Source organism: Kribbella sp. NBC_00482 (assembly GCF_036013725.1).
In the GTDB taxonomy this organism is placed as follows: Bacteria; Actinomycetota; Actinomycetes; order Propionibacteriales; family Kribbellaceae; genus Kribbella.
The window spans coordinates 7,635,092-7,660,527 of record NZ_CP107881.1 but is presented as its reverse complement, the minus strand read 5'-3'; the positions used below and the strand labels follow the sequence as shown (position 1 = coordinate 7,660,527).

Sequence of the window (25,436 nt, the reverse complement as noted above, 5' to 3'; positions counted from 1 at the left end):
TTCATCCCCTCCCAGAAGCCCTGCCCTGGAGGTTTCCACACCCCGGGGTCAGGGTGGAAACACGCCTGATGAGGGGGCCGACTCGACGGTAACGGCCCTGGGCTGAAAACCTGTGCCAGCAACTGGCGATCCCAGCTGCACAAGGCAGGGTGAGACACGGAGGCGGTCGATGTTCAAGCGTATCGCAATAGTGAACCGGGGTGAAGCCGCGATGCGGCTGATCAACGCGGTCCGAGAAGTCAACGCCGAAGGCGGTGACCCGATCGAAACCGTGGCCTTGTTCACCGACGGCGAGCGGACGGCGACCTTCGTGCGGGCGGCGGACATCACGTACCCGCTCGGCCCGGCGTCGGCCCGGCCGTACCTGGATCTGCAGGTCCTCGAGCGGGCGCTCCGCGAGACCGGGGCGGACGCCGCCTGGGTCGGCTGGGGGTTCGTCGCCGAGGACCCGGCGTTCGCGGAGCTGTGCAACCGGATCGGCGTGACCTTCATCGGCCCGTCGGCCGAGGCGATGCGCCAGCTCGGCGACAAGATCGGCTCGAAGCTGATCGCCGAGGAGGTCGGCGTACCGGTCGCGCCGTGGAGCCGCGGAGCGGTCGAGTCGCTGGACGCGGCGCTCGCGGCGGCCGAGCGGATCGGGTACCCGTTGATGCTCAAGGCAACGGCCGGCGGCGGTGGCCGCGGGATCCGGGTGGTCCGCTCCGCCGACGAGCTCTCCGAGGCGTACGCGCGGACCAGTGACGAGGCGGCCCGCGCGTTCGGCAGCGGCGTGGTGTTCCTGGAACGCCTCGTCACCGGCGCGCGGCACGTCGAGGTCCAGGTGATCGCGGACGGCGAAGGTACGGCGTGGGCGCTCGGCGTCCGGGACTGCTCGGTGCAGCGCCGCAACCAGAAGGTGATCGAGGAGTCCGCGTCCCCGCTGCTGTCCGCGTCCCAGGTCGACGACCTGAAGGCGTCGGCCGAGCGGCTGGCGATCGCGGTCGGGTACCGGGGCGCGGCGACGGTCGAGTTCCTGTACCACCCGGGGGAGAAGTCGTTCGCGTTCCTCGAAGTGAACACCCGGCTGCAGGTCGAGCACCCGATCACCGAGCTGACCACCGGGTTCGACCTGGTGAAGGCGCAGTTGCACGTCGCGTCCGGCGGCCGGCTGGAGGGCGTGCGGCCGATCGAGAGCGGCCACGCGGTCGAGGCCCGGCTGAACGCAGAGGACCCGGACCGCGACTTCGCGCCGTCGCCCGGGCGGATCATCGTCCTCGACCTGCCCGCCGGACCCGGCATCCGGGTCGACACCGGGGTGAGCGCGGGGGACAGCATCCCGGCGGACTTCGACTCGATGATCGCGAAGATCATCGGGTACGGACGGACCCGCGAGGAGGCGCTCGCGCGGCTGCGGCGCGCGATGCAGGCCACGACCGTCCTGATCGAGGGCGGCGCGACCAACAAGAGCTTCATCCTGGAGCTGCTCGACCAGCCCGAGGTGATCGACGGCAGCGCCGACACCGGCTGGATCGACCGCGTCCGCGGCGAGGGCCGCCTGATTTCGCACCGGCATTCCGGCATCGCCCTGGTCGCGGCCGCGATCGAGGGGTACGAGGACGCCGAGCAGGTCGAGCGCAGCCGGCTGTACGAGACCGCGCACGGCGGCCGCCCGCAGGTCCAGCACGAGGTCGGTCGCGCGATCGACCTGAAGCTGCGCGGCGCGAGCTACCGGGTGACGGTGGCGCGGATCGGTCCGGAGCGGTTCCGGGTCGGCGTCGGCAACGGCAACGACCACCTCAAGGTCGTCGACGCCGAGCTGGAGCGGCTGGACGAGTACAGGAGTCGGCTGGTCGTCGGCGGGCAGCGGTTCCGCCTGGTGACCGCGACCCACGGCCCGGTGCACCTGGTCGAGGTCGACGGCGTCACCCACCGCGTGAGTCGCGACGAGGGCGGCGTACTGCGTTCGCCCGCGCCGGCGCTCGTAGTGGCGACGCCGGTGCAGACCGGTGCCGAGATCGAGGCCGGCGCTCCGGTGCTGGTGCTCGAGAGCATGAAGATGGAGACGGTGCTGTACGCGCCGTTCAAGGCGACCGTGAAGGAATTGCTGGTCTCGACCGGCAGCCAGGTCGAGACGGGTGCACCGCTGCTCCGGCTGGAGCCGGTTGCGGACGACGCGGCCGAGGAAGAGTCCGCTCCGGTGCAGAACGGCGTACAGCTCGATCTGCCGAACGGGACCGGGGAGAAGTCCGCGGCCGAACGGCTGGAGCGCGGGCTGGACGATCTGCGCAGCATGCTGCTCGGATTCGACATCGACCCGCAGGACGAGGGCGGCATGCTGGCCGACTACCTCGGCGCACGGTCCGAGCTCGCGCATCAGCGCTCGGGCCCGCCGGTCGGTCCGGAGATCGAGCTGCTGACGGTGTTCGCGGACTTCGCCGAGCTGAGCCGCAACCGGCCTGCCGGGACGGACACCACCATCGAGAACCGGGTGCACAGCCCGCGCGAGTACTTCTACACGTACCTGCAGAGCCTGGATCCGGACCGCGGCGCCCTGCCGGCCGAGTTCCAGGCCCGGTTGACCCGCGTGCTGAGTCACTACGGTGTGACCGGGCTGGAGCGGAGCTCTGAGCTGGAGGAGGCGGTCTTCCGGATCTTCCTGGCGCAGCTGCGCTCGAATCCCGACGTACTGCTGGTGACGTCCGTGCTGCAGCGGTGGATCGCCGAGCCGCTGCCGGAGGCGCCGCTGGACGAGTGCGTGCACGAACTGCTGGACCGGCTGGTGCTCGCCACGCAGCTGCGGTTCCCGGTCGTCGGTGACCTGGCCCGCAGCGTGCGGTTCCGGTGGTTCGACCAGCCGCAGGTCGACGCCGAGCGGGCGTCGATCATCGCGGGCGTGGGGGACGAGGTCGCCGACCTGGCGACGCACCCGGACTCGCCCGAGCGGCAGCGGCGCATCGACGCGCTGGCCGCGATCCCGGAGCCGATCGTCCGGTTCCTTGCCCAGCGGCTGGAGGGCGGCTGGGGCGAGCGCGAGCCGATGCTGGAGGTGCTCGTCCGGCGGCATTACCGCGAGTACGAGCTGCACGACCTGCGTGAGTTCGCCGTCGACGGGCGGCCGGTCGCGACCGCCGACTACTCGATCGACGACCGCCCGAGCCACCTCGTCACGACGGTCGGCACGGTCGCCGAGCTGGCCGATCGGGACAGCGGCCTGTCGCGCGCGCTGACCGATCGGATCGACGCCCGTACGGCGGGACACGAGGCCGTCGTCGAGCTCTATCTGTACGGCCCGGACCTGCCCGAGTCGCAGCAGGACGCCTCGGACCTGTACCGCCGGATGGTCGGCGACCTGCCGATCGCCCAGCGGGTACGCCGGATCTCGGTCGCGGTCGCCCCGGGACAGGGCCGACCGGTCTCGTACTTCACCTACCGCCCGGCCGGCGGATCCATGGCCGAGGACGACAACGTCCGCGGCGTGCACCCGATGGTCGGCCGCCGCCTGAACCTCTGGCGGCTGCGCGACTTCCGCATCACCCGCGTCGACGCGCCGGAGGACGTGCTCCTCTACTACTGCGTCGCCCGCGACAACGAGGCCGACCGGCGGCTCGTCGCGCTGGCGCAGGTGCGCCAGTTCGTCGTGGTCCGTGACGAGGACGGTCAGGTCACGTCCCTGCCGCACGCGGAGCGCGCGATCTCGAACTGCCTGGAGGCGATCCGCCGGGCCCGGACCGCGCGCGGCGCGGCCGGCGCCAAGCTGGACATGAACCACGTCTGGGTGCAGATCTGGCCGGTGGTCGACGTCCAGGTCGACGAGGTGACCGCGCTGCAGCGCAACATCGCCCCGATGACCGCGGGCGCCGGGATCGAGGAGGTCCTGGTGCAGGGCGACGTGGTCGCGCCGGACGGCTCGATCAACCCGGTCGCGGCCCGGTTCTACTACCAGCACGGCGCCGGCGTCGTCACGTCGATCGAACAGCCGCCGACCGGGCGGTTGCTGCCGCTCGACGACTACGCGCAGAAGGTGCAGCGGTCCCGGCGGCGGAACACGATCTACCCGTACGAGGTCAGCGGCATGGTCGCCGGCCAGGGCGGCTCGTTCGTCGAGCACGACCTGGACGACAGCGGCCGCCTGGTCCCGGTGGACCGGGCGAAGGGCCTGAACAAGGCCGGCATCATCGTCGGGATCGTCACCACGCCGACCACGCGGTACCCCGACGGCGTCACCCGGGTCGCGATGAGCGGCGACCCGACCAAGGCCCTCGGCGCGGTGGCCGAGGCGGAGTGCGCGCGGATCATCGCGGCCCTCGACCTCGCCGAGCAGATGCAGGTACCGGTCGAGTGGTACTCGCTGTCCGCGGGCGCCCGGATCTCGATGGACTCCGGCACCGAGAACATGGACTGGGTCGCGAAGGCGCTGAAGCGGATCGTCGAGTTCACCCAGGCCGGCGGCGAGATCAACGTCGTGGTCGCGGGCATCAACGTCGGCGCGCAGCCGTACTGGAACGCCGAGGCGACGATGCTGATGCACACCAAGGGCATCCTGGTGATGACGCCGGACAGCGCGATGGTGCTGACCGGCAAGCAGACGCTGGACTTCTCCGGCAGCGTCTCGGCCGAGGACAACTTCGGCATCGGCGGTTACGACCGGGTGATGGGCCCGAACGGGCAGGCGCAGTACTGGGCTCCGGACCTGAAGGGCGCCCGGGACGTGCTGATGACGTACTACGACCACACGTACGTCGCACCGGGGGAGCAGGGGCCGCGGCGGGCGCAGACGTCCGACCCGGTGGATCGCGATGTCACGCCGTACCCGCACGACGTCGCGGGGAGCGACTTCAAGACGATCGGCGAGATCTTCTCGGCGGCGACGAACCCGGATCGGAAGAAGGCGTTCGACATCCGCACGCTGATGCGGGCCGTCACCGACCAGGACCACCCTGTGCTGGAGCGCTGGGCCGGCATGGCCGACGCCGAGACCGCGGTCGTGCAGGACGCGCGGCTCGGCGGGTTCCCGGTGTGTCTGGTCGGGATCGAGTCCCGCTCGGTGCCGCGGCGCGGCTTCCCGCCCACCGACGGCCCGGACACGTACACCGCCGGAACGCTGTTCCCGCGGTCGTCGAAGAAGGTGGCGCGGGCGATCAACGCGGCCAGCGGGAACCGGCCGCTGGTGGTGCTGGCGAACCTGTCCGGGTTCGACGGGTCACCGGACTCGATGCGGAACCTGCAGCTCGAGTACGGCGCCGAGATCGGGCGGGCGATCGTGAACTTCCGCGGGCCGATCGTGTTCTGCGTCGTCTCGCGGTACCACGGCGGCGCGTTCGTGGTGTTCTCGAAGTCGCTGAACCCGTCGATGACGGTGCTCGCGGTGGAGGGATCCTTCGCCTCGGTACTCGGCGGCGCGCCGGCCGCCGCTGTGGTTTTCGCGGCCGAGGTGGACGCGCGGACCGCCGCGGATCCGCGAGTGGCGTCGCTGGCCGAGCGGGTCGGCGAGGTCGCCGGCGCGGAGCGGGCGGCCCTGGCCACGGAGCTCTCGGACGTGCGAACCGTCGTACGGGCTGAGAAACTGGGCGAGGTCGCGACCGAGTTCGACCGGGTGCACAGTATCGAGCGAGCCCGCGAGGTCGGGTCCGTCGATGCGGTCATCAGTGCAAGGGAATTGCGGCCGAAGTTGATCGAGGCAATCAATTCCGGGGTACCGGGAGTGTGATCCCTCCCTTACCCTTGAGGAGTGCGTACCGACAGGGGCGGTCGCAGTTGGGCTCGGTCGTTGATCACGTTCATCGGCGTGAGCGCGCTTTCCGGTGCGCTGGCGGCGGGGCTCGCGGTCCCGTTCGCCGGCTTCGCCGGGCGTGGCGCAGCTGAGGTCGCGGACTCCGTTCAGAGCTTGCCGCGGGAACTCGAGATCGATCCGGTGGCCGTTCGCAGCCGCATCCTGGCCGCGGACGGCACACTGCTCGCGACGCTGTACGAGCAGAACCGGGTGCCGGTCCCGCTGACCGCGGTCAGCCCGATCATGCGCAAGGCGATCGTGGCGATCGAGGACTCCCGGTTCTACGACCACGGCGCGCTCGACCTGAAGGGCACGCTGCGCGCGATGGTGCGCAACCAGACCGAGGGCGAGGTCCAGCAGGGTGGGTCGAGCATCACCCAGCAGTACGTGAAGATGAGCCTGGTCGAGAAGGCGCGTACCGCGGCCGAGCGGCAGCAGGCCACTGAGGTCTCGTACGAACGCAAGATCGCCGAGCTGCGGTACGCGATCGCGATCGAGAGCCAGCTGTCCAAGGACGAGATCCTCGGGCGGTACCTGAACCTGGCGAACTTCGGCGACGGCACGTACGGCATCCAGACCGCGGCCCAGCACTACTTCCGGACCACGGCCGACAAGCTCACGCTCCCGCAGGCCGCGCTGCTGGCCGGACTGGTGAAGAACCCGTCGGGCTACGACCCCACCAACAACCTGAGCCGCTCCAAGGCCCGCCGGGACGTGGTGATCAAGCGGATGCTCGAGCTCGGCGTGATCACGGTCGGTCAGGCGAACCAGGCGCTCCGGACGCCGGTCGACCTGACGAAGGTCGAGCCGGTGCCGAACGGGTGCGCCAACTCGCGGTACCCGTTCTACTGCGACTACGTGGTCTCCAAGCTGCTCGCCAACCCGGCGCTGGGCACGACCGTCAAGGACCGCGACCACTACCTGAAGACCGGCGGGCTGCTGATCCGGACCTCGATCGACCCGAAGATCCAGGCCGCGGCGCAGGCGTCGATCGACGAGCACACCAAGCGCAGCGACTCCGCGATCGCCGCGATCAGCATCGTCGAGCCCGGCACCGGCCTGGTGAAGGCGATGGTGCAGAGCCGCCCGTACGGCAACGGGAGCTTCCACACGAACTACAACTACAACGTCGAGAAGTCGTACGCCGGCGGGTACGGCGGGTTCCAGAACGGCTCGACGATGAAGGCGTTCACGATCGCGGCGGCGCTGTCCAAGGGCATCCCGATGGACACCCGGATCAACTCGCCGGAGCAGATCGACCTGCGCACCAAGAAGTTCCGGACCTGCAAGGGCTGGACGCGCGACCCGACGTACCAGCCGTCGAACTCGACGCGCGGCGGCAACCTGACGATGGTCGAGGCCGCGCGGTACTCGACGAACACCTACTTCCTGCAGCTGTCGCAGCGGACCGGGCTGTGCTCGATCGCGACGATCGCGGCCAAGCTCGGGATGTACAACGCGCAGACGCTGCAGCCGCTCGACCAGGTGATCTCGATGACGCTCGGCGTCGGGTACGTGACGCCGCTGATGCTCTCGAACGCCTACGCGACGTTCGCGGCGCGCGGGAAGTACTGCGAGACGCTGGTCGTCACGTCGGTGCGGGACAAGGCGGGGCGTCCGGTCCCCGGTCCCGGATTCAACTGCAAGCAGGTCCTTCCGCGGGCCGTCGCGGACGGTGTGAACCGGGTGCTGAGCGCGGTGATGATGCCGGGCGGGACCGGCGGCCGGCTGCGCTTCGGCACCCGCGACATGGCCGGCAAGACCGGAACGATCCAGCAGAACCTGGCCGTCTGGTACGCCGGTTACACGCCGAACCTGGCCGCGGCCGCGGTGGTCGCGGACGCGAACCTGCCGTACACCAACCTGATGTACCGGCACACGCTGAACGGCAGGGACATCGCCGACCCGACCGGCTCCGGCACCGCCGGCCCGCTGTGGCAGACCGCGATGCAGGGCGCCCTCCGCGGCCTGCCGGTCGAGCGCTTCGTCGCGCCGCCGAAGAAGCTGATCGGCGACCCGAACCCGAAGCCGGCCGAACCCGAGAAGAAGCCGAAACCCACCCCCAAGCCGAAGCCGAAGCCGCGCTAAAGGGGTCGGAGGTCTGTTCCCGGGACCCAGGTGATCTGCCCGTCCTCGTCGCGGAACCGCCCCAGCCAGACGCCCTTGTCGCGGATCCAGACGTCCAGCTGGCCGGTCGACCAGGTCGCCCGCTGCACCGGCTGGGCAGGATCGACGTGCCGTACGGCGTCCGCGGCGCGAGGACCATGGGCGTCGTACTGCACGTCGAGATCGGCGGCCAGTTCGCGCGCCTGCCCCTCGTCGTCGATCCCTGTTGCACGCCACCCGTTGACCGCACCGTCCCAGACGCCGAACCTGTTGGATCCGTCGTCGGACGGCCGAACCGTGAACCGACCAAGCATGTTTTCAGATTACCGCTTCGTCGAACATATGTTCTAGTCTTGATCCCGACGGGAGGTGTGTGGGATAGAGCTCAGTTCCGGTAGCGGAAGACGATCCGGCCCCTGGTCAGGTCGTAGGGGCTGAGTTCCACGAGGACGCGGTCCTCGGGGAGGATCTTGATGTAGTTCTTCCGGATCTTTCCGCTGACGTGGGCGAGGACCTTGTGCCCGTTGGTGAGTTCGACCCGGAAGTTCGCGTTGCGGAGGCACTCGACGACAGTGCCCTCGACCTCGATGCCGCCTGCTGCTCTGGACATCGTCAGACCGCCTGCCCCGGCCGGCGGACCAGTTCCAGACTTCTGCCGGTATGACGTGCGCCGAGTCCCTCGAACAGTGCCAGCGCGGCCGTGTTCGTCTCGTCGACCTCCGCCGTGGCGGCTTCGAATCCCCAGCTGTGCAGACCGTCCAGTACGTGATCGAGCAACGCCCGGCCGATGCCGTGCCGCTGCTCGGCTGCGAGTACGGCGACCAACCCGATCCGCGGGCGCCGGGTCATCGTGGCTACCCGGACCATCCCGACGTACCTGTTGTCGCGCACTGCGACCGTGTACTTCGACGGGTCGAGCGGCCTTGTGCCGCCTTGCCAGGGCAGCACCTCCGCGGGCATCGTGTGCCAGCCGACGGTGGACTCGACCTCGTCGCGAATCGCCTGGTCCAGTTCACGCAGCGGATCCTCGTCGGCGGTCGTGACGGTGATCCCGGACGGTGCGGTCGCCCGGCTGGGGCCGGTGGGTACGACGAACTCCGCTTCGCGACGGGATGTCGTGAACCCCGCGAGTACCCAATTGGTCAGAAGGTTGTGGTCGGTCTCGTCGACCACTGTGTACTGCGGCTGGTGTTGCGGCTGGTCAGCGGCCATGGCGGCGGCGAGCCGCTGGAAGACGGCGTCGCGCCAGGTGTCGATGCTGAGGAAGGTCCGGCCGTCGAGCCGCCGCGTCGCGTGACTACGGCCGACGACCAGGTCGTTCTCGATCGCGTGCCACTGATTGTCGGCGACGCGAGAGATCGTGAAAGGCAAAGTGTCCATAGGTGTTTCCTTTCGGGAGGCTTCTCGAGGCGCTCCCGACGACACCTACGTCAATCGCCCGCCCGTGACCACGGGGAGGGGAGCACCCACTGCGCTACTGCGTTCATCGGGGCATCACCTCCAGGCGTGTTGTCACGGACCACGGAACGGTAGCAGCCTGGGCGTGGTGGCGGTCAACCGATTTAGATCTGTCGAACACCTGTTCTAGTATGGGTTCATGGGGTACAACAACCCGCCGATCAAGTGGTCCGAGCTGGAGCGCAAGCTCTCGGATCGCTCGCGCCCGGGCAGTCACGGCGGCCGGCCGGTGACGGGCGACGGCGGTGACAGCCCGGCGTGGTCGCAGCATCGCGGGCCGTATGTGCCTTCGAAGGCTCTCGCCGCCAGGCCCGAGCACTCGGTGCCGTACGCCGAGCTCCACGTCCACTCGAACTTCTCCTTCCTGGACGGCGCCTCGCAGCCTGAGGACCTGGTCGAGGCCGCCGTCCGGCAGGGGCTGCACGCGCTGGCGCTGACCGATCACGACGGGTTCTACGGCGCGGCCCGGTTCGCCGAGGCCGCGGCGGCGTACTCGCTGCCGACCGTGTTCGGGGCGGAGCTGTCCCTGGGGCTGACCGGCCCGCAGAACGGGGTCGCCGATCCTGAAGGCAGTCACCTGCTGGTGCTGGCCGAGGGGCAGGAGGGGTACCACAAGCTGGCCGGTGAGATCACCGAGGCGCAGTTGAAAGGCGGAGAGAAGGGGAAGCCGGTCTACTCGCTGGAACGGCTGGCTGACAAGGGGCGTGACGCCTGGGTGATTCTGACCGGGTGCCGTAAGGGACTGGTCCGGCAGGCGCTGGAGCTCGGCGGGCGTGCCGACGGTCCGGCGGCGGCCGGTCGCGAGCTGGACCGGCTGACCGCGCTGTTCGGCAAGGACCGGGTGGTCGTCGAGCTGATCGACCACCACCTCCCCGCCGACACCACGCGGAACCGGGTCCTGGCCGGCCTGGCCGCCGATCGCGGCCTCCCGGTAGTTGCCACGAACAACGTTCATTACGCCACCCCGGCCCAGCACAAGCTGGCGGCCGCGCTGGCCGCCGTACGGGCGCGGCGCGACCTGGACGCGATGGACGGCTGGCTGCCGTCGAGCGGGATGGCGTTCGTGCGTTCCGGCGCGGAGATGACCGCCCGCTTCCAGCGGTACGACGGGGCGGTGGCGCGCTCGGTGACGCTGGCGGACCAGCTCGCGTTCGACCTCGCCCGGGCGAAGCCGAAGCTGCCGCTGCGCGACGTGCCCGACGGGCACGACCCGATGTCGTGGCTGCGGGAGCTGACCTTCGCCGGCGCCGCCCGGCGGTACGGGACACGCGCGCAGCGCCCGGACGCGTACGAGCGGCTGGAGCGGGAGCTCGACGTCATCGAGGAGAAGGAGTTCCCGGGGTACTTCCTGATCGTGGAGGACATCGTCCGGTTCGCCCACGACAACGGGATCCTCTGCCAGGGCAGGGGATCGGCGGCGAACTCCGCGGTCTGCTACGCGCTCGGGATCACCGCGGTGGACAGCATCCTCTACAACCTGCCGTTCGAGCGGTTCCTGGCCACCACCCGCGCCGAGGAGCCGGACATCGACGTCGACTTCGACTCCGGACGCCGCGAGGAGGTGATCCAGCACGTCTACACCAAGTACGGCCGGCACAACGCGGCCCAGGTGGCGAACGTGATCTCCTACCGCCCGAAGTCCGCCGTCCGGGACATGGCCAAGGCACTCGGGTACTCCGTCGGTCAGCAGGACGCGTGGTCGAAACAGGTGGACGGCTGGAGCCCGGAGATCACCTCGACCGAGCACGACATCCCGCCGCAGGTGGTGGGGATGGCCGGCGAGCTGCTGAAGTTCCCGCGGCACCTGGGGATCCACTCCGGCGGGATGGTGCTGACCGAGCGTCCGGTCGGCGAGGTGGTGCCGATCGAGCACGCCCGGATGGAGAACCGCACGGTCCTGCAGTGGGACAAGGACGACTGCGCGTGGATGGGGCTGGTGAAGTTCGACCTGCTCGGGCTCGGCATGCTGGCCGCGCTGCAGTACTGCCTGGACATGGTCCGCGAGCAGCTCGGGGAGTCGTGGGAGCTGCACACGATCCCGCGGGAGGAGGCCGGGGTCTACGACCAGCTCTGCCGGGCGGATTCGGTGGGCGTGTTCCAGGTGGAGTCCCGTGCGCAGATGGCGACCCTGCCGCGGCTGAAACCGCGGCGGTTCTACGACCTGGTCACCGAGATCGCGCTGATCCGGCCCGGCCCGATCCAGGGCGGCGCCGTGCATCCGTACATCCGCCGCCGGACCGGGGAGGAGCCGATCACCTACCTGCACCCGAAGCTGGAGCCGGTGCTGGAGCGGACCATGGGCGTGCCGCTGTTCCAGGAGCAGCTGATGCAGATGGCGATGGCGGTCGGCGAGATCGACGGCGACGAGGCCGACCTGCTGCGCCGTGCGATGGGCTCCAAACGCGGCATCGAGAAGATCTCCTCCCTGAAGGCCAAGCTGTACGCCGGGATGGCGGGCAACGGGATCACCGGGGAGTTGGCCGACGAGATCTACGCCAAGATCGAGGCGTTCGCGAACTTCGGGTTCGCCGAGTCGCACTCGATCAGCTTCGCGCTGCTCGTCTACTCCAGCACCTGGCTGCGGCTGCACTACCCGGCCGCGTTCCTGGCCGCACTGCTCCGGGCGCAGCCGATGGGGTTCTACTCACCGCAGTCCCTGGTCGCCGACGCCCGCCGACACGGTGTCGAGGTACGGCGTCCGCACCTGCACCTCTCGGGGGTCGACGCGGGGCTCGAGTTGCTGGTCGACGGGCAGGAGCGGACCGGGCCGACCGGGTTGGACGAGTGTTTGGCGGACCCGCAGCCGGTGGTGGGCCCGTTCGATCCGAAGGCGCCGTTCGACACCACGGTGCATCGCCGGGACGGCGTGTTCGCGGTCCGGCTCGGGCTGTCCGAAGTACGCACGGTCGGGGAGAAGGGCGCGAAGCTGATCGTCGAGGAGCGGGAGCGGGGCGGGCCGTTCACCGAGATGGCCGACCTGGTCCGGCGTACCGGGATCACCGCGGCACAGGTCGAGGCGCTGGCGACCGCGGGGGCGTTCGACTGCTTCGGGCTCGATCGGCGGCAGGCGTTGTGGGAGGCCGGCCGGGCCGCCGAGGAGCGTCCGGGGCAGCTGGCCGGGATCACCGCGGCCGGTCCGCCGCCGACGCTGCCCGGGATGAGCGACATCGAGGCCGACATGGCCGACCTGTGGTCCACCTCGATCACCACCGACAGCCATCCGATGCAACGGGTCCGCGACCGGCTCCGCGCCGACGGCATCCTGTCCGCCGCCGAGCTTCGCCAGGCCCCGAACGGCGCCCGGGTCCGGGTCGCCGGCGTGGTCACTCACCGCCAACGTCCCGCCACCGCCTCCGGCGTTACGTTCATGAACCTCGAGGACGAGACCGGCATGGCGAACATCGTCATCACCGTCGGCTGCTGGCACCGCCACGCCGCCGTGGCCCGCAACGCCGCCGCCATGATCATCCGCGGCCGGGTAGAACGCGCCGGCGAGGTCACCAACCTCTCCGCCGACCACCTCCAACGCCTCCCGCTGGCCGCCCGCACCAAATCCCGCGACTTCCGCTGACCGATCCGCAGCCCTTCCTGGCGGCTACGGTCTGGGGATGGATGTCGACTGGGGTGCCGAGGTAGTTGATCAGATCGATGCGCATTGGCAGGAGCGACTCAGGCCCCGGCTGGAAGGGCTGACCGACGACGAGTATTTCTGGGAGCCGGTGGCTGACTGCTGGACGGTGAGCCGGCGAGGGCACAGTTCGGCGCCGATCTCCTTCGGGGCGGGCGAGTTCACGATGGACTACGCCGAGCCGCCGTACGAGCTGGAGCCGGTGACGACGATCGCCTGGCGGCTGGCGCACCTGATCGGTGGGCTGGCGTCGACGAACGGGAAGCAGTTCGGGCGTACGGCGGTCGGCGAGGAGACGTACCGCTACGCGGGGACTGCTGCGGAGGCGTTGCGGCAGCTCGATACGGAGTACGGGATCTGGATCGACGGCGTACGCACGATGGGTACGGCGGGACTCGCGGAGCCGCAGGGGGAGCCGCCCGCGTTCGCACACGCACCAATGGCCAAGAAGATGCTGTACGAAAACATCGAACTGATCCACCACGGCGCAGAGATCTGCCTACTCCGCGACCTCTACCTGCGCATCGGTGTCGGATCCGGCGTGGTGAGCTCGTAGCAAGGGTGAGCGGCTGCTGACGAGAGTGGCCGACGTACCTGAGGAGAGCGTGATGACTGCTACCTATACGTTCGACGTCTTTTCCACCCTTGATGGATTCGGGGCGCACACCGGTGACTGGGGTGGGTATTGGGGGAAGCAGGGGCCGGAGTTCCTCGAGCGGCGGCTGGCTATGTACCGCGATGAGTCGCGGATGGTGTTCGGGGCCACCACGTATCGGGCGCATGCGGAGATGCTGGCGGCAAGTGCCGAAGGAGACGAGGCTCGGGATGCGTGGGTGACCCGGATGCGGGAGATGCCGGCGACAGTGGTGTCGAGCACGTTGCAGGAGCCGCTCGACTGGCCGGATGCGACGGTAGTCAGCGGGGATGTCGTCGAGATCGTTGCCCGGCTGAAGGAAGAGTCCGACGTGCCGTTGCGGTCGCACGGCAGTCTGTCGTTGAACCGTGCGTTGATGGCAGCCGGCTTGGTTGATCGCGTTCAGGTGACGGTGTTCCCGGTGATCAACGGGCAGACCGGCGCGGATCCGGTCTTCGGGGGCGCGGGTGACTTCGATCTCGAGTTGCTGGAGGCCCGCACGCTCGACGGCAACACGCAGGAGCTCATCTACCGCCCGACGCTGCACGGTTGAGCGTCGCGCTGGAGTTTCGGCGGGTCCAGAAGGGGGTTGGGTGGGGGAGGGCTACGTCGTAGTAGTCGGCTCGGGTGGACAGATAAGTGGTGCACTCGGTGTTTCGGGTGGACTCGTAGGTGGTGAGGGGAGTGGGGTCGGCGGGGTGGGTCAGTAGGTGGGCGGCTGTGGTTGCGGCGGCTTCGGCGGTGCGGAGGGCTCGGGGTACGCCGCTGCCTGAGATGGGGTCGACCGCGAGAGCGGCGTCGCCGACTGCGAGCCAGGGGCGGGCGTCGCCGTGCCGGACCAGTCGATGGCTGGCAGCGGAGTACACCCGCGGAGTGGTCGGCAAGCGTGCGCCGTCGATGCGGAGGGCGGTTGCGGTGGTGGATGCCAGGTGGGTGCGCCAGGGCTGCGGGGCGGTGAGGTTGTGGTGGCGGCAGATGTCGGCGTCGGTCATGAGCATGCCGACCATCACGTTCCCGGGGAGCGGTGCGGTGTACCACCAGCCGTCGGGGACCGACTCGATCAGCAGGTACTGCTCGGCAGTGACGTCCACGTCGCTCCATTGAGCGGTGATTCCGACCAGGCGGTCGAAGGCGATACGACGGGCGCCGAGCGACCGCCCGATGGTGGCCGAGCGGCCGGTCGCATCGATCAGGACCCGGCCCGTGACGCGACGGCCGTCGGAGTAGGTGAGTTGCCACCTACCGTCGTACCGGGAGTCGACGAGGGACGTGCCGAGCGACACCGATGCACCGGCCTCGGCTGCCGAGTCGAAGAGCATCCGGTCGAACAACCGGCGATCAACATGCCAGCCGCTGTCGAAACCGCTCTCGAGATGCGAGTGCGCAGCCGGTTCCGTGCTGCTCCAGATGCTCCGGGTGCCCCACGACGGCAAGGGGCCTAAGGCAACGAATCGCTTCCAGGCCCCGAGATCCCGCAGCAACGGCTGGATGCTCGGGGCAAGGGTTTCGCCGACGCGAGGACGGTCGAAGCGGCTGCGCTCCAGCAACGCGACGGAGTACCCGGAACCAGCCAGTCGCAAGGCGGTCGCTGCGCCGGCGGGACCCCCGCCGGCGACAACAACGTCGTACGCCGCAACCATGTCAGCAGCCGCAACCGCGCAGGCACTTGCGGAGTGCGTCGAGGTCGAACCCGAGCCGCCGCAGCCGCTCGATCAGCTTCTCGTCGATGACGTCGCCCTTGAACAGGCACGACAACCACTCGCAGAAGGAATCACCGCCAGGAGGAGCCGGTGGGTTGTCGCCGCCACGCCACACGGCCGCGGTGAGCGTGCGTTCCCGGGTGAACGGCCGACCCACGCGAGTACGGCCGCGGGCGCGCACGCGGATCCGGTAGACACCAGGCAGCGTCGTACCGAAGCTTGCGGCGAACTCACCCGCCCCGACCTGATCCAGGACAAGCGTTGCCGACGATCCGTCCGGGCGCGTGACGTCGGCCCAGACGGACGGATCGCCGTCGACCGGTACGCCGGACTGCGTGAGCGTCGCGTTGATCGTCACCTCGGCGCCCGGCTCGAAGGATCGCTGGTCGGCCGCGGCGCGCAGCGACACGTTCGAGTAGGAGTGCACCACCAGGCTGTACGGAAGACCACGCCGCCCCGGCTGCTCACCCTCGATCGGCTCGTTCGCGACCGCGAAGGCCCGCTCGAACTCGAACGGCCGCCGCGCGGGCTGTGCTGATGCGGCCGATCGCACCGGCCGGTTGGCCCGGCCGCGGAGGATCGACAGGTCGACGCCATCGGAGTCATCAGGGGTCCTCCCGGTGTGCGGTCGCCCGATCGTCAATAACGCGTGCCAGGTCCCGGCCTGGTCGAAACGGCCCGGCCGGAGCTGGACGGGCAGCGTGATCCGGTAGTAGGCGACGCCGTCGCCGGTCACGTACCGCATCGCCGGCTCCGCCTGCGCCCGCCACGGTTCGATCAGCAGACCGTTGGGCGTCTGGAGGCGGAAGTCGACGGCCTCCGGACGCGGCGTCAGCAGTACGACGTCCACGCCCGAGTCCCCGTCCGAGAGCTGGAACGGGATGCGGTGCACCGCACCGACACTCAGCTCACCGTCCGGGTCGAGCACCACCTCGGCGTTGCTGATCCCCGCCAGTACCTGCAGGAAGTACTTCTGCAACAGGAACCTGTTGTCGGTGGTGATCGCGCCCGTCACCAGCAGGTACCCGCCGTTGTTGCCGGAGATCGTCTGCAACGCGGGCACGCTGATGTTCTGCGGCTGCCCGAGCCCGACGGCGTACGTGCGCTCGTTGATCTGCGCGGCGACGTCGGAGATCGCGCGTGGACTGTTCTCGATGCCGTCGGTGAGGACGACCAGCGATTTCACGTCGTACGGCGGTGCCGCGTCGAGCAGCGCGCGGCCCTCGAAGATGCCGTCGCCGATGGAGGTCGCGCCCTGCGGATCGAGGCCGGTGCCGTTGATCGTGTCGTGGGTCGCGTTGCGGTTCACATCGGACAGCCCGCCCGCGCCGAGCTCGAGGACGGACTGCAACGGTTGCGCATCCTCGTTGTAGCGGACGATCCCGACACCGTCGCCTTCGAGCATCAGGTCGACGAAGATGTTCGCGGCCTGCTGCAGCGCGACGTGTTTGCTCTGGCCGTCGCCGCGGTCCTCGCTCATGCTGCCCGAGCGGTCCAGCACCAGCGCCGTGGCCGCCGTCGTACGCGCGACTGTGTTGCCGGTGACCTCCACGTCCCAGGTTTGGCCGGACGCGGCCTCGCGGACCGTGAGTACTTGCGGCGGAATGGACGACGGCGCCGCTCCGGTCCGGTACACGACCCACAGCCGAGCGGTCGCCACGCCGTTGGGCGCGGTCGGGCCGACAGTGACCGAGGTAGTGGCGGCAACCAACTGGGGATGCGCCGGCGCACCACCTGGCGCGTAGTCGAGCGTCACGGCCGATCCCGGCGAAAGCACCTCGAAGCTGATCGCCAGCGCGGCCTCGCGCACCATGCCCATCGGCCCCTGCGGTACGTCGATGAAACGCAACTCCGGCGTGAGCAGCGTGATCGACGACTCGTCGCAGTGCTCGACCTCGACGTGCTCGGCCCCTTGCTCGACGACGAACCCGAGCGTGTGCCACAGCGTCACCATGTCGTCCATGCTCGTGACGTCACGATCCCAGCGGACCTGGCTGCCGGTGTCCTGCGCGATGACGTCGTTCGGCCGCGGAACCGGCCACCAGTTGTCACCGCACGCCTTGAAGTCGGCGTGCCACGGCAACGCCATCGCCTGGCTGATCGTGCCGGCGGTGGACGTGATCCGGAACGCCGCGGCGTACGCCGTCTCGATGATCGGCCGGTCCAGCGCGGCCAGCCCGCCGGCCTCGATACCGGGGAAGAACGCGCCGCCGACGCAGGCCTCGAGGGCCGCGCGATCCATGCCGTCCGGGGTCAGGTCGGTCTGCGGTTGCGGTACGCCGGTCCAGTCCGCGGTGTAGTTGCCGGCCTGCCAGCGTTGCATGTGCGCGTGCTGGGTCGGTGTCAGCGCGGAGTCGCTGCCGTTGAGTCGCGGCATGTTGCCGGGCGGCCGCAGCCGCGCGAAGATCGCGTCGACGAGCGGCTGCGACGTCACCGGATCCGGCCAGCTGTGCGCGCCGAAGATCCCTTCCACCCATCGCATGTCGCGGGCGCGCTGCAGGATCGGATACACGTCGTTCGTGTACGACGTCGTGGTCGGCGCCGGCACGAGTCCGAGGTCGATCATGTACTGCAGGACCCGGTCGTACAGCGTGGTCACACTGTCCTGGTGCGGCGCGAACTTCGGCGGCGCGACGATCGCCCAGGCACCCTCGACCGGTGGCGTCGAGTTGTTCGAGCGCAGGGTGATCGTCGCGGTCACCGGTCCGTCCGATACGTCGTCGTACCAGCCGGCGTTGCCCCAGAAGTTGCCGATCACGTTGCCGGCCGGTGACGCGGCGGCGCCGTGCCCGCCGAGGACGAGCAGGTGGTTGTCGTCGTCGCTGCGGATCTCGCCGAGCGGCACGGTCACCGACGGTTCGCCGGAGAAGTCGATCGTGCCGGTGTCGAACAGCTCCCGCTGATCGGGTCCGGTCAGGGTCCGCGCACCCGGGTCGATCGTGAGCTGACCGATCGGCTCGTTGTTGCCGCGGTTCGGGTGCGCGGCCTTGGCGTTCACCAGGTGAACGGTCCACGAGATCTCGGCGGAGGCGTCGTCGAGCTCCTCGACGCTGCCGTCGTCGTGGTGCGCGAAGATCCGGAAGCGCGCCGCCTGCCGTTTGACGCGGCATTGTGCGTCCTTGAACCCGCCCGGCGGCTCCGGGCGTTCGCCGAGGTGCTCCGGTCCGACGAAGAACTCGTCCGGACTGTTGCCGACCCGGGCGATGCCGATCGCCGGATGGATCTTGTACGTCGTGGCCATTCTTCTCCCCCTGAGTAAATGCGTTAGCTGGTTCGTGAACGCCTGTCGAGCATGTTGCGGAGGCGGCGCAGGACCTGGTCGGTGAACAGGCCGGCCAGGCAGCCGGTCAGCACGAGTACGGCGACCGCGGCGCTGGACGTGCTGTCGTCGCCGATGCTGAGCAGACCGGTGTTGACGGCGATCACCGAGACCGAACCGAGCAGGGCGGACCACAGCGGCCGCATGACGTACCAGGCGACCGGATGATCCGGCGCGGCGTTGCGAGCGAACGCCATACTCTGCTGGATCACGCTGCCGACCGCCCCGGCGGCTGCGCCGACGATCAGCAGACTCATGTTCAGCGTGATCGCGAGGTGCGCGACGGACTGGCTCGCGACCTGGTGCGGGCCGGCGGTCTCCTGGGCCGCGACGAGCCGCTCCGCGAGGCCGTACGCCGCGACGAGACACGGCAGAGCGACGACGGCTTCGGTGATGTTGATAGCGACGATCACGCGCCGCGTAGACCGTCGTACGGTCCTGGTCCGCTTCCGCTGTGGCCCGAGTGTGTTGCTCATGACAGTTCCTCCCCCTACACGGACGGAGGGCTGAACATGCCGCTGCGATACATGGTTGTTGAGACGTGGTTATTGTCGGTGGACGTCGAGAGCAGAGGTGGTGGGTGCGTGTACGCGTGTGTGGCACATGGCGCGGGGGACCTGCGGGTCGAGGAGCGTCCGGACGTCGCGCCGGGCGCCGGGCAGGTCGCGGTGCGGATCGCGTACGGCGGGATCTGCGGGTCGGACCTGCACTACTACCACGACGGTGGCGTGGGCGACTTCCGGATCCGGCAACCGCTGGTGCTCGGGCACGAGGTGGTCGGGCGGATCAGCGGCGGCGACCTGCCCGCCGGTACGCCGGTCGGGATCCACCCGGCGACACCGTGCGGTTCCTGCCCGGAATGTCTCCAGGGCCAGCGGAACATCTGTGCCTACAGCAACTATCTGGGGAGTGCGGCGCGGGACCCGCACATCCAGGGCGGCTTCGTCCAGGAGCTGATCGTTCGGGCCGACCAGGTGCGGGTGCTACCGGACGAGCTGGCGTTGCGTACCGCCGTACTCGCGGAGCCGTTGTCCGTCGCGATCCACGCCGTACGGCAGGCCGGCGAAGGGGCCGTGGACGGGAAGCGGGTGCTCGTCACCGGCGCGGGACCGATCGGCCTGCTCGTCGTGGCGGCGCTGCGGCAGTCGGGTGCGAGAGAGGTGATTGCGACCGATCTGCAAGAGGCGCCGCTCGCACTGGCGCGTGCAGTAGGGGCGACGCACACCATCCGCGTCGGCGAGGCGGATTGGCCGGACGCGATCGACGTCGCGATCGAGGCGTCGGGTACGGCGGGTGGGTTGCGGACCTGTCTGGAGCGGGTACGCCGGGGCGGCACCGTCGTACAGGTCGGATCGTTGCCAGGCGGCGACACGGCGTTCCCCGGAAGCCTGCTGATGACCCGCGAGCTGACGCTGACCGGTGCGTTCCGGTTCGACCACGAGTTCGACACCGCGATCGCCTGGCTGGCCGGCGGGCTGTACGTCGATCCGATCGTCACGCACACGTTCCCGCTCGACGACGCGCGCGCCGCGTTCGACCTCGCGACCGACCGCACCGTCGCGTCGAAGGTCCTGCTCGACCTCAGCGGCGATACACAGCGCTGAGGTTGCCCTCGGGGTCGACCGATTCGAGGATCGCGCTGGTGATCTCGGCGAGCTGGGTGATCTGCTCGGGCGTCAGTACGTCGATCACGTGCTGCCGGACCGTCTCGACATGACCGGGCGCGGTCGCGCGGATCTTCTTCCAGCCGGCCGCGGTCAGTCGCGCGTTGGTGGCGCGGGCGTCCTCCGGGCAGGGCAACCGCTCGACGATGCCGCGGTCCTCGAGGCGCTTCACCACGTGTGACAGCCGGGGGAGCGTCGCGTTGGTCCGTTGCGCCAGCGCGGTCATCCGCAGCGTCCGCTTCGGCGCCTCGGACAGCATCGCCATCACGTAGTACTCGTAGTGCGTCAGCTCGGCGTCCCGTCGCAGCTGCGAGTCGAGGACACCGGGCAGCAGCTCGAGTACGGCGGCCAGCCGCACCCAGGCCGTCATCTCCGCGTCGTCCAGCCACCGTGTGCTCACGAAAACATTCTGCCACACATGGTTGTAGCTACAACTATTTGGCGCTATCGTGATGGTTGAAGGCACAACCAAAAGGAGCGAGAGCATGACGCACGTCAGCATCATCGGCAGCGGGAACATGGGACAGGCGATCGCGGCCGTCGCCGCAGCAGGCGGCAACACCGTCGAGCTGTTCAACTCCACCGACAAGGACAAGCCGGTCACCGGCGAGGTCGTGATCCTCGCGACGCCGTACCCGGCCTACGACCAGGTGCTCGCCGACCGCGCCGACCAGTTGGCCGGCAAGATCGTCGTCGACATCAGCAACCCGCTGAACTTCGAGACCTTCGACTCGCTGGTGGTGCCCGCGGACGGTTCCGCGGCCGCCGAGCTGGCCGCACAGCTCCCGGACTCCAAGGTGCTGAAGGCCTTCAACACCAACTTCGCCGCCACTGTCGCGACCGGGAAGGTCGGCGAGGCGCCGACGACCGTTCTGATCGCGGGTGACGACGCGGACGCCAAGGCACAGCTGGCCGGAATCGTCTCAGCTGGCGGCTTGAAGGCGGTCGACGCCGGTTCGCTCAAGCGCGCCCGCGAACTCGAAGCCGCCGGCTTCCTCCAGCTCACCCTCGCGGTCGGCGAGAAGGCCTCCTGGACCGGCGGCTTCAACCTGGTCTAGTTCAACTTGGTCTAGTTCAACTTGGACTAGTTCAACTTGGTCTAGCGCAGCAGGGCGAGGCGGACGCCGAGTCCGATGAAGATGCCGCCGGTGGCGGTGTCGATCCGGCGCCGGGCGGTACGGCGGGTGCGCAGCCAGTTCCCGATCCGCCCGGCCAGCAGGCCGACCGTCCCGTCGACCAGGAACTCCAGCACGATCAGGATCGCCCCGAGTACCACGAACTGCAGCCACACCTGGCCCCGTGACGGCACCACGAACTGCGGCAGGAACGCGATCGTGAACGTGACCATCTTCGGGTTCAGCAGGTTCGTGGTCAGCCCGGTCAGGTACGCCTTCCGCCCGGACATCGCCGCGTCGCCGGCCGGTCCGTCGTCGACGGCGTCGTTGCGGTGCCGGATCATCTGCACGCCGAGATAGACGAGGTACGCCGCGCCGACGATCCGCACCGCGGTGAACGCGACCGGCACCGCCGCGAACAACGCGGCCAACCCGGCCGCGGCCACCGCGACGTGCACCGCCTCACTCGTCGCCACCCCGGCCGTCGCCAGCAGACCGGCCCGCGGCCCACTGCGCATCCCGCAGCCGAGGACGAACAGCATGTCCGGTCCGGGCGTGATCATCGCGATCGTCGTGGTCAGCAGAAACGCGAGCAGAAGGTGCTGGTCGATCGGCATACTCCGATCGTCGCACGCAGGGGTGACCACATGGTGGCAAGCGCTTACCGTTGAGACGTCAGGTCTGCGAGACTCAGTGGCCATGGATGCGGCTCGGGTGATCAACGACAACGGTGCTTGGTGCTGGTTCCAGGATGAGCGGGCGGTGGTGGATCCGGACGGCGGAGTGCTCGTCGTCGGATCGATCGCGGCTCCGGAGGGGCCCGGGGGAGATGCGCGGGCAGGCAATGTCGAGCTGACCGTGGTGGAGTTGGCCACCGGATCGGCGGACGTCGTCGTACTGCATGAGCGGTTCGAGGCCGACGACCATGATGTGCCGGCGTTGTGGCGACGCAGGGACGGGCGCTGGCTGGCCGTGTACACGAAGCACAAGACCGACAATCTGACGCGGTGGCGGGTGAGCGAGCCGGGCGATCCGCGCAAGTGGGGCCCGGAGCAGTCGTTCGACTGGAGCGAGTTCACCGGCGGCCGCGGCGTCACGTACTCGAATCTGCACGAGCTCGACGGCCGGTTGTACTGCTTCGCGAGAGCGGTCAACGACGACCCGTGCGCACTGGTGTCCGACGACGACGGCGATACCTGGACGTACGCCGGAAAGCTCTTCACCCGCCCGAAGATCGGCTACGTCAACGGCTACACCCGCTACGTCTCCACGCCGACGCGCGTGGATCTGATCACGACGGATCACCATCCGCGCGACTACAACAACTCGATCTACCACGGGTACCTGGAAGCCGGCGCGCTTCACCGGACCGACGGGACCGTGGTGGACGAGGTCGCGCTGGACGCCGACGCGCCGTCGCAGGTGGAGCTGACCACGGTCCTCGCCGCGGACTCGGTCTGGGACGGCGAGCCGATGACGCACTGCTGGACCGTCGACATCCGCCGCGCCGACGACGGCACCCTCGCGGCGATCCTGCTCGCCCGTCACGACACCCCGGAAACGTCAGAGAGCGCTTTCGCGCGGGACCATCCGGTGCCGGATCACCGCTTCTTCTACGCGCGGCTCGCTCCGGGCGGGACGTGGCAGGTGCAGCAACTGGCCAAGGCCGGGCACGGTCTCCTGACGCACGAGAACGACTACACCGGCCTGGTCGCGATCGACCCGTACGACCTCGACTCGCTCTACGTCTCCACCCCGATCGACCCACGCGGCGGAGCCGCGCTGAAGCACCACGAGATCTTCCACGCCCGTACGACGGACGCCGGGGCCACGTGGGCGTGGACACCGGTCACCGAGAACTCGACCGCCGACAACCTCCGCCCGATCGTGGCTCCCGGCGACCCGGAGCGAGTCCCGCTCCTGTGGTTCCGCGGAAAGATGACCGCATCGCAGCACTACAACTGCGAGATCGCGCTCCTCGACCAACCCAGGTAACGCTCGCGGCGCACCCCGCACCCCGCACCCCGCACCCCGCACCCCGCACCCCGCACCCGCACCGCCGCGGGGCGGGGTGGCGCGACTTTGGGCTCCGGCCAACCACGCAGCGGTGACCTTGGGCCCCGGTCAACCAAATGACGGTGCTGAAAATGGTTGGTGGGTGCTCAAGGTCGGCTTCGAGGAGGGGCGGGGCGCGCGCCGGACGTCTCGCGTTGTCCGGTGGTGACTTTGTGCATGGGGTCCGTGCTGCGGCGAGCGCGACGTACGGATCTGGTGCACAAGGTGAGCTTGGAGGCCTGAGGGGGCTGCGCGGGAGATGGTAACGAGCGGTATTATGTGAGGGTGATGGTTCCGGGGCGGCGGTTGTGGGTGGCGGTGCTGTGTGGGTATCTGGCGTTCGGGGCGGCCTTGCAGGCGTTGCCGTCGTACGTGCCGGAGAAGTTCGGCGGTGGGGCGCTGGCGAGTGGGACCGCGGTCGGGATCGCGTTCCTGGCGACTGCGTGCGGCCGGCCGTTCGCGGGGTGGCTGGCCGACGCGGGCTGGTCGCGTCCGGTGGTCGTCGCCGGGGGAGTGCTGGCGGCTCTTGGGGGCCTAGGGCAACTGCTAGCACCGAATCTGGGTGTGCTGCTGCTCGCTCGTCTGGTGATGGGTGCGGGTGAGGCGGCGCTCTTCTCGGCCGCGTTGCCCTGGGTTCTCGCGGGTACGCGAGCGGCGCAGCGTGGCCGGGTGGCGGGCTGGTTCGGGTTGTCGATGTGGGGCGGCTTGGCTGGAGGTCCGGTACTCGCGACGGTGCTGACGGCAACAGCCGGTGGTGATGTGGTCTGGTGGGTCGTCGTGGCGCTGTGTGTCGTGTCTGTTGCGTTGGTGCTGACGACTCGGAGTGATCCCGGTCGGATTGAACCGTTGGCGCGGATCCGGGATCTGGTGCCGCGCGGCATTCCGTTGCCGGGGGCAATTGTTGGGTTGGCGGCCTACTGTTACGGCACGGTGGCGGCGCTGCTCGTGCTGCGGTTGCGGGCCGGCGGGATCGGTGTCGACGACGTCGCGCTGGCGGTGTTCGCGGCGGCTTTCCTGGTGGTGCGGTTCGCCGGGAGTCCGTTGGTCGATCGGTACGGCGGGCGCGTGGTGGCGGCCTCGACCGTCGCCGTGGAGATCGTCGCGTTGGTCGGAATCGCCCAGGCGAACGGGCCGGTCGGAGCAACGATCTTCACCGCGCTGGCCGGGCTCGGGCTGGCGTTGGTCTATCCGGCGTGCGTCTCGATGACGCTGGATCGGGTGCGGGGTTTGCGGCCCGGGGTGTCGATGGGTGTGATGACGTCGTTCTGGGATCTCGGTGTGATGACCGCGGGTCCGCTCGGCGGATTCGTCGCTGAACAAGCTGGGTTCCGCGCGGCGTTCCTGGTGGCCGCCGGCGCGGGACTCGCGTGCGTCGTCGTACTGCTCAGAATGCCGCGTCGAGCAGTGTCTCCACGATGACCCGTGCCTCCGCGCCCAGCCCGGGATCCTGGTCCACCGCGCTGATCAGTGTTGCACCCTCCAGTACGACGACCAGCTGCCGCGCCGACGCCTTCGGGTCACGCGCTCCGGCTTCGCTCAGCAGTCGCTCGAAAAGCGAGCGGTAGAAGGCGAGGTGGTCCTGCGCGAGCCGTCGCGGCGCCCCTTCCTGCCCGCGGTCCTCGGTGGCCGCGTTCATCATCGCGCAGCCGCGGAACCCGGCTTCGGCGTACCAGCTCGCGACCAGGTCGAAGACCACGAGAATGCGCTGTCTCGCGTTCCCGCCGGCTCGCTCGACGGCCTCGTTGTGCCACGCGCGGACCCGCTGCGTGCGGTCGGTGAGAACTGCCTCGACTAGCCCTTCCTTGGAGCCGAAGTTCTTGTAGATGGTGAGTTTGGACGCGCCGGCCGCCTCGACGACCTCGTTGATCCCGGCCGCATGGATCCCGCGCCGGCCGAACACGTCCGCCGCCGCCTTCAGGATCCGGGCCTTCGTCGCCTCGGGATCCAGCCGTTCCCCAGCCTTGACCGGCATCGGGCCACCACCTCCACGCCCCACCCTACCGAGCTG

Annotated in this window: 18 protein-coding genes; 9 read left to right on the top strand and 9 right to left on the bottom strand. The window is 69.4% G+C overall.

Going from position 1 to position 25,436, the window contains the following annotated elements; genetic code table 11:
- The first annotated feature begins 169 nt into the window (after positions 1-169).
- Together OHB24_RS37015 and OHB24_RS37010 are read left to right on the top strand one after the other, a co-directional pair.
- Complete coding sequence (locus OHB24_RS37015; protein ID WP_327635579.1) at positions 170-5,686, top strand: ATP-binding protein; 5,517 nt, start codon at positions 170-172, stop codon at positions 5,684-5,686.
- A gap of 21 nt (positions 5,687-5,707) precedes the next feature.
- Complete coding sequence (locus OHB24_RS37010; RefSeq protein ID WP_327635578.1) at positions 5,708-7,837, top strand: transglycosylase domain-containing protein; 2,130 nt, start codon at positions 5,708-5,710, stop codon at positions 7,835-7,837.
- Here OHB24_RS37010 and OHB24_RS37005 read toward each other — a convergent pair.
- The 3 genes from OHB24_RS37005 to OHB24_RS36995 all read right to left on the bottom strand — a co-directional run bounded on the left by OHB24_RS37005 (position 7,834) and on the right by OHB24_RS36995 (position 9,235).
- Positions 7,834-8,169, bottom strand: coding sequence for a hypothetical protein (locus OHB24_RS37005; RefSeq protein ID WP_327635577.1), 336 nt, complete (start codon positions 8,167-8,169; stop codon positions 7,834-7,836). The two genes, OHB24_RS37010 and OHB24_RS37005, sit on opposite strands and share 4 nt — an antisense overlap.
- A 71-nt stretch (positions 8,170-8,240) precedes the next feature.
- On the bottom strand, positions 8,241-8,465 hold the full coding sequence (gene infA / locus OHB24_RS37000) for a translation initiation factor IF-1 (protein ID WP_327635576.1): 225 nt from the start codon (positions 8,463-8,465) through the stop codon (positions 8,241-8,243).
- Between the two features lie 2 nt (positions 8,466-8,467).
- Positions 8,468-9,235 (bottom strand): GNAT family N-acetyltransferase, encoded by a 768-nt coding sequence (locus OHB24_RS36995; protein ID WP_327635575.1) that lies wholly within the window; start codon positions 9,233-9,235, stop codon positions 8,468-8,470.
- A 217-nt stretch (positions 9,236-9,452) separates the two neighbouring features.
- Here OHB24_RS36995 and OHB24_RS36990 point away from each other — a divergent pair, with 217 nt between their 5' ends.
- Genes OHB24_RS36990 through OHB24_RS36980 form a run of 3 tightly spaced genes read left to right on the top strand, consistent with a single transcriptional unit; the run spans position 9,453 to position 14,128 of the window.
- A complete protein-coding gene (locus OHB24_RS36990) occupies positions 9,453-12,884 on the top strand; it encodes an error-prone DNA polymerase (protein WP_327635574.1) in 3,432 nt (1,143 codons plus the stop codon).
- 37 nt (positions 12,885-12,921) lie between these two features.
- Entirely contained in the window at positions 12,922-13,497 is a 576-nt protein-coding gene (locus tag OHB24_RS36985) for a DinB family protein (protein ID WP_327635573.1), read from the top strand.
- A 52-nt stretch (positions 13,498-13,549) separates the two neighbouring features.
- Entirely contained in the window at positions 13,550-14,128 is a 579-nt protein-coding gene (locus OHB24_RS36980; RefSeq protein ID WP_327635572.1) for a dihydrofolate reductase family protein, read from the top strand.
- Here OHB24_RS36980 and OHB24_RS36975 read toward each other — a convergent pair.
- From OHB24_RS36975 to OHB24_RS36965, 3 genes are read right to left on the bottom strand one after another with little or no spacing between them, the layout of a single operon-like run.
- On the bottom strand, positions 14,100-15,215 hold the full coding sequence (locus tag OHB24_RS36975) for an NAD(P)/FAD-dependent oxidoreductase (RefSeq protein ID WP_327635571.1): 1,116 nt from the start codon (positions 15,213-15,215) through the stop codon (positions 14,100-14,102). The genes OHB24_RS36980 and OHB24_RS36975 overlap by 29 nt on opposite strands.
- Before the next feature lies 1 nt (position 15,216).
- Positions 15,217-18,516 (bottom strand): LodA/GoxA family CTQ-dependent oxidase, encoded by a 3,300-nt coding sequence (locus OHB24_RS36970; protein ID WP_327635570.1) that lies wholly within the window; start codon positions 18,514-18,516, stop codon positions 15,217-15,219.
- A gap of 23 nt (positions 18,517-18,539) precedes the next feature.
- A complete protein-coding gene (locus OHB24_RS36965) occupies positions 18,540-19,070 on the bottom strand; it encodes a hypothetical protein (RefSeq protein WP_327635569.1) in 531 nt (176 codons plus the stop codon).
- A 108-nt stretch (positions 19,071-19,178) separates the two neighbouring features.
- On the opposite strand from OHB24_RS36965, the gene OHB24_RS36960 reads away from it, so the two are divergent.
- Positions 19,179-20,198, top strand: coding sequence for an L-idonate 5-dehydrogenase (locus OHB24_RS36960; RefSeq protein ID WP_327635568.1), 1,020 nt, complete (start codon positions 19,179-19,181; stop codon positions 20,196-20,198).
- Here OHB24_RS36960 and OHB24_RS36955 read toward each other — a convergent pair.
- Positions 20,176-20,658, bottom strand: a complete 483-nt coding sequence (locus tag OHB24_RS36955) for a MarR family winged helix-turn-helix transcriptional regulator (protein ID WP_327635567.1) — start codon at positions 20,656-20,658, stop codon at positions 20,176-20,178. The two genes, OHB24_RS36960 and OHB24_RS36955, sit on opposite strands and share 23 nt — an antisense overlap.
- Positions 20,659-20,743: 85 nt before the next feature.
- Here OHB24_RS36955 and OHB24_RS36950 point away from each other — a divergent pair, with 85 nt between their 5' ends.
- Positions 20,744-21,316, top strand: coding sequence for an NADPH-dependent F420 reductase (locus OHB24_RS36950; RefSeq protein ID WP_327635566.1), 573 nt, complete (start codon positions 20,744-20,746; stop codon positions 21,314-21,316).
- 41 nt (positions 21,317-21,357) lie between these two features.
- Here the strand turns inward: OHB24_RS36950 and OHB24_RS36945 are convergent, their stop codons facing one another.
- Positions 21,358-21,990: a LysE family translocator gene (locus OHB24_RS36945; protein WP_327635565.1), complete on the bottom strand. Its 633-nt coding sequence runs from the start codon at positions 21,988-21,990 to the stop codon at positions 21,358-21,360.
- Between the two features lie 82 nt (positions 21,991-22,072).
- Here OHB24_RS36945 and OHB24_RS36940 point away from each other — a divergent pair, with 82 nt between their 5' ends.
- Positions 22,073-23,368, top strand: a complete 1,296-nt coding sequence (locus tag OHB24_RS36940; RefSeq protein ID WP_327635564.1) for a BNR-4 repeat-containing protein — start codon at positions 22,073-22,075, stop codon at positions 23,366-23,368.
- Between the two features lie 348 nt (positions 23,369-23,716).
- On the top strand, positions 23,717-24,847 hold the full coding sequence (locus OHB24_RS36935) for an MFS transporter (protein WP_327641145.1): 1,131 nt from the start codon (positions 23,717-23,719) through the stop codon (positions 24,845-24,847).
- On the opposite strand, the gene OHB24_RS36930 is transcribed toward OHB24_RS36935, so the two are convergent.
- Positions 24,813-25,400: a TetR/AcrR family transcriptional regulator gene (locus OHB24_RS36930; RefSeq protein WP_327635563.1), complete on the bottom strand. Its 588-nt coding sequence runs from the start codon at positions 25,398-25,400 to the stop codon at positions 24,813-24,815. The genes OHB24_RS36935 and OHB24_RS36930 overlap by 35 nt on opposite strands.
- Positions 25,401-25,436: the final 36 nt, after the last annotated feature.

Excerpts from the sequence above, each read along its gene's own strand:
- OHB24_RS36940 (WP_327635564.1), top strand. The coding sequence starts at position 22,073 with ATGGATGCGGCTCGGGTGATCAACGACAACGGTGCTTGGTGCTGGTTC.
- OHB24_RS37005 (WP_327635577.1), bottom strand. The coding sequence starts at position 8,169 with ATGCTTGGTCGGTTCACGGTTCGGCCGTCCGACGACGGATCCAACAGG.
- OHB24_RS36950 (WP_327635566.1), top strand. The coding sequence starts at position 20,744 with ATGACGCACGTCAGCATCATCGGCAGCGGGAACATGGGACAGGCGATC.
- OHB24_RS36975 (WP_327635571.1), bottom strand. The coding sequence starts at position 15,215 with ATGGTTGCGGCGTACGACGTTGTTGTCGCCGGCGGGGGTCCCGCCGGC.
- OHB24_RS36990 (WP_327635574.1), top strand. The coding sequence starts at position 9,453 with ATGGGGTACAACAACCCGCCGATCAAGTGGTCCGAGCTGGAGCGCAAG.
- infA (WP_327635576.1), bottom strand. The coding sequence starts at position 8,465 with ATGTCCAGAGCAGCAGGCGGCATCGAGGTCGAGGGCACTGTCGTCGAG.
- OHB24_RS36945 (WP_327635565.1), bottom strand. The coding sequence starts at position 21,990 with ATGCCGATCGACCAGCACCTTCTGCTCGCGTTTCTGCTGACCACGACG.
- OHB24_RS36985 (WP_327635573.1), top strand. The coding sequence starts at position 12,922 with ATGGATGTCGACTGGGGTGCCGAGGTAGTTGATCAGATCGATGCGCAT.
- OHB24_RS36930 (WP_327635563.1), bottom strand. The coding sequence starts at position 25,400 with ATGCCGGTCAAGGCTGGGGAACGGCTGGATCCCGAGGCGACGAAGGCC.
- OHB24_RS36970 (WP_327635570.1), bottom strand. The coding sequence starts at position 18,516 with ATGGCCACGACGTACAAGATCCATCCGGCGATCGGCATCGCCCGGGTC.
- OHB24_RS37015 (WP_327635579.1), top strand. The coding sequence starts at position 170 with ATGTTCAAGCGTATCGCAATAGTGAACCGGGGTGAAGCCGCGATGCGG.
- OHB24_RS36995 (WP_327635575.1), bottom strand. The coding sequence starts at position 9,235 with ATGGACACTTTGCCTTTCACGATCTCTCGCGTCGCCGACAATCAGTGG.
- OHB24_RS36935 (WP_327641145.1), top strand. The coding sequence starts at position 23,717 with ATGGTTCCGGGGCGGCGGTTGTGGGTGGCGGTGCTGTGTGGGTATCTG.
- OHB24_RS36980 (WP_327635572.1), top strand. The coding sequence starts at position 13,550 with ATGACTGCTACCTATACGTTCGACGTCTTTTCCACCCTTGATGGATTC.
- OHB24_RS36965 (WP_327635569.1), bottom strand. The coding sequence starts at position 19,070 with ATGAGCAACACACTCGGGCCACAGCGGAAGCGGACCAGGACCGTACGA.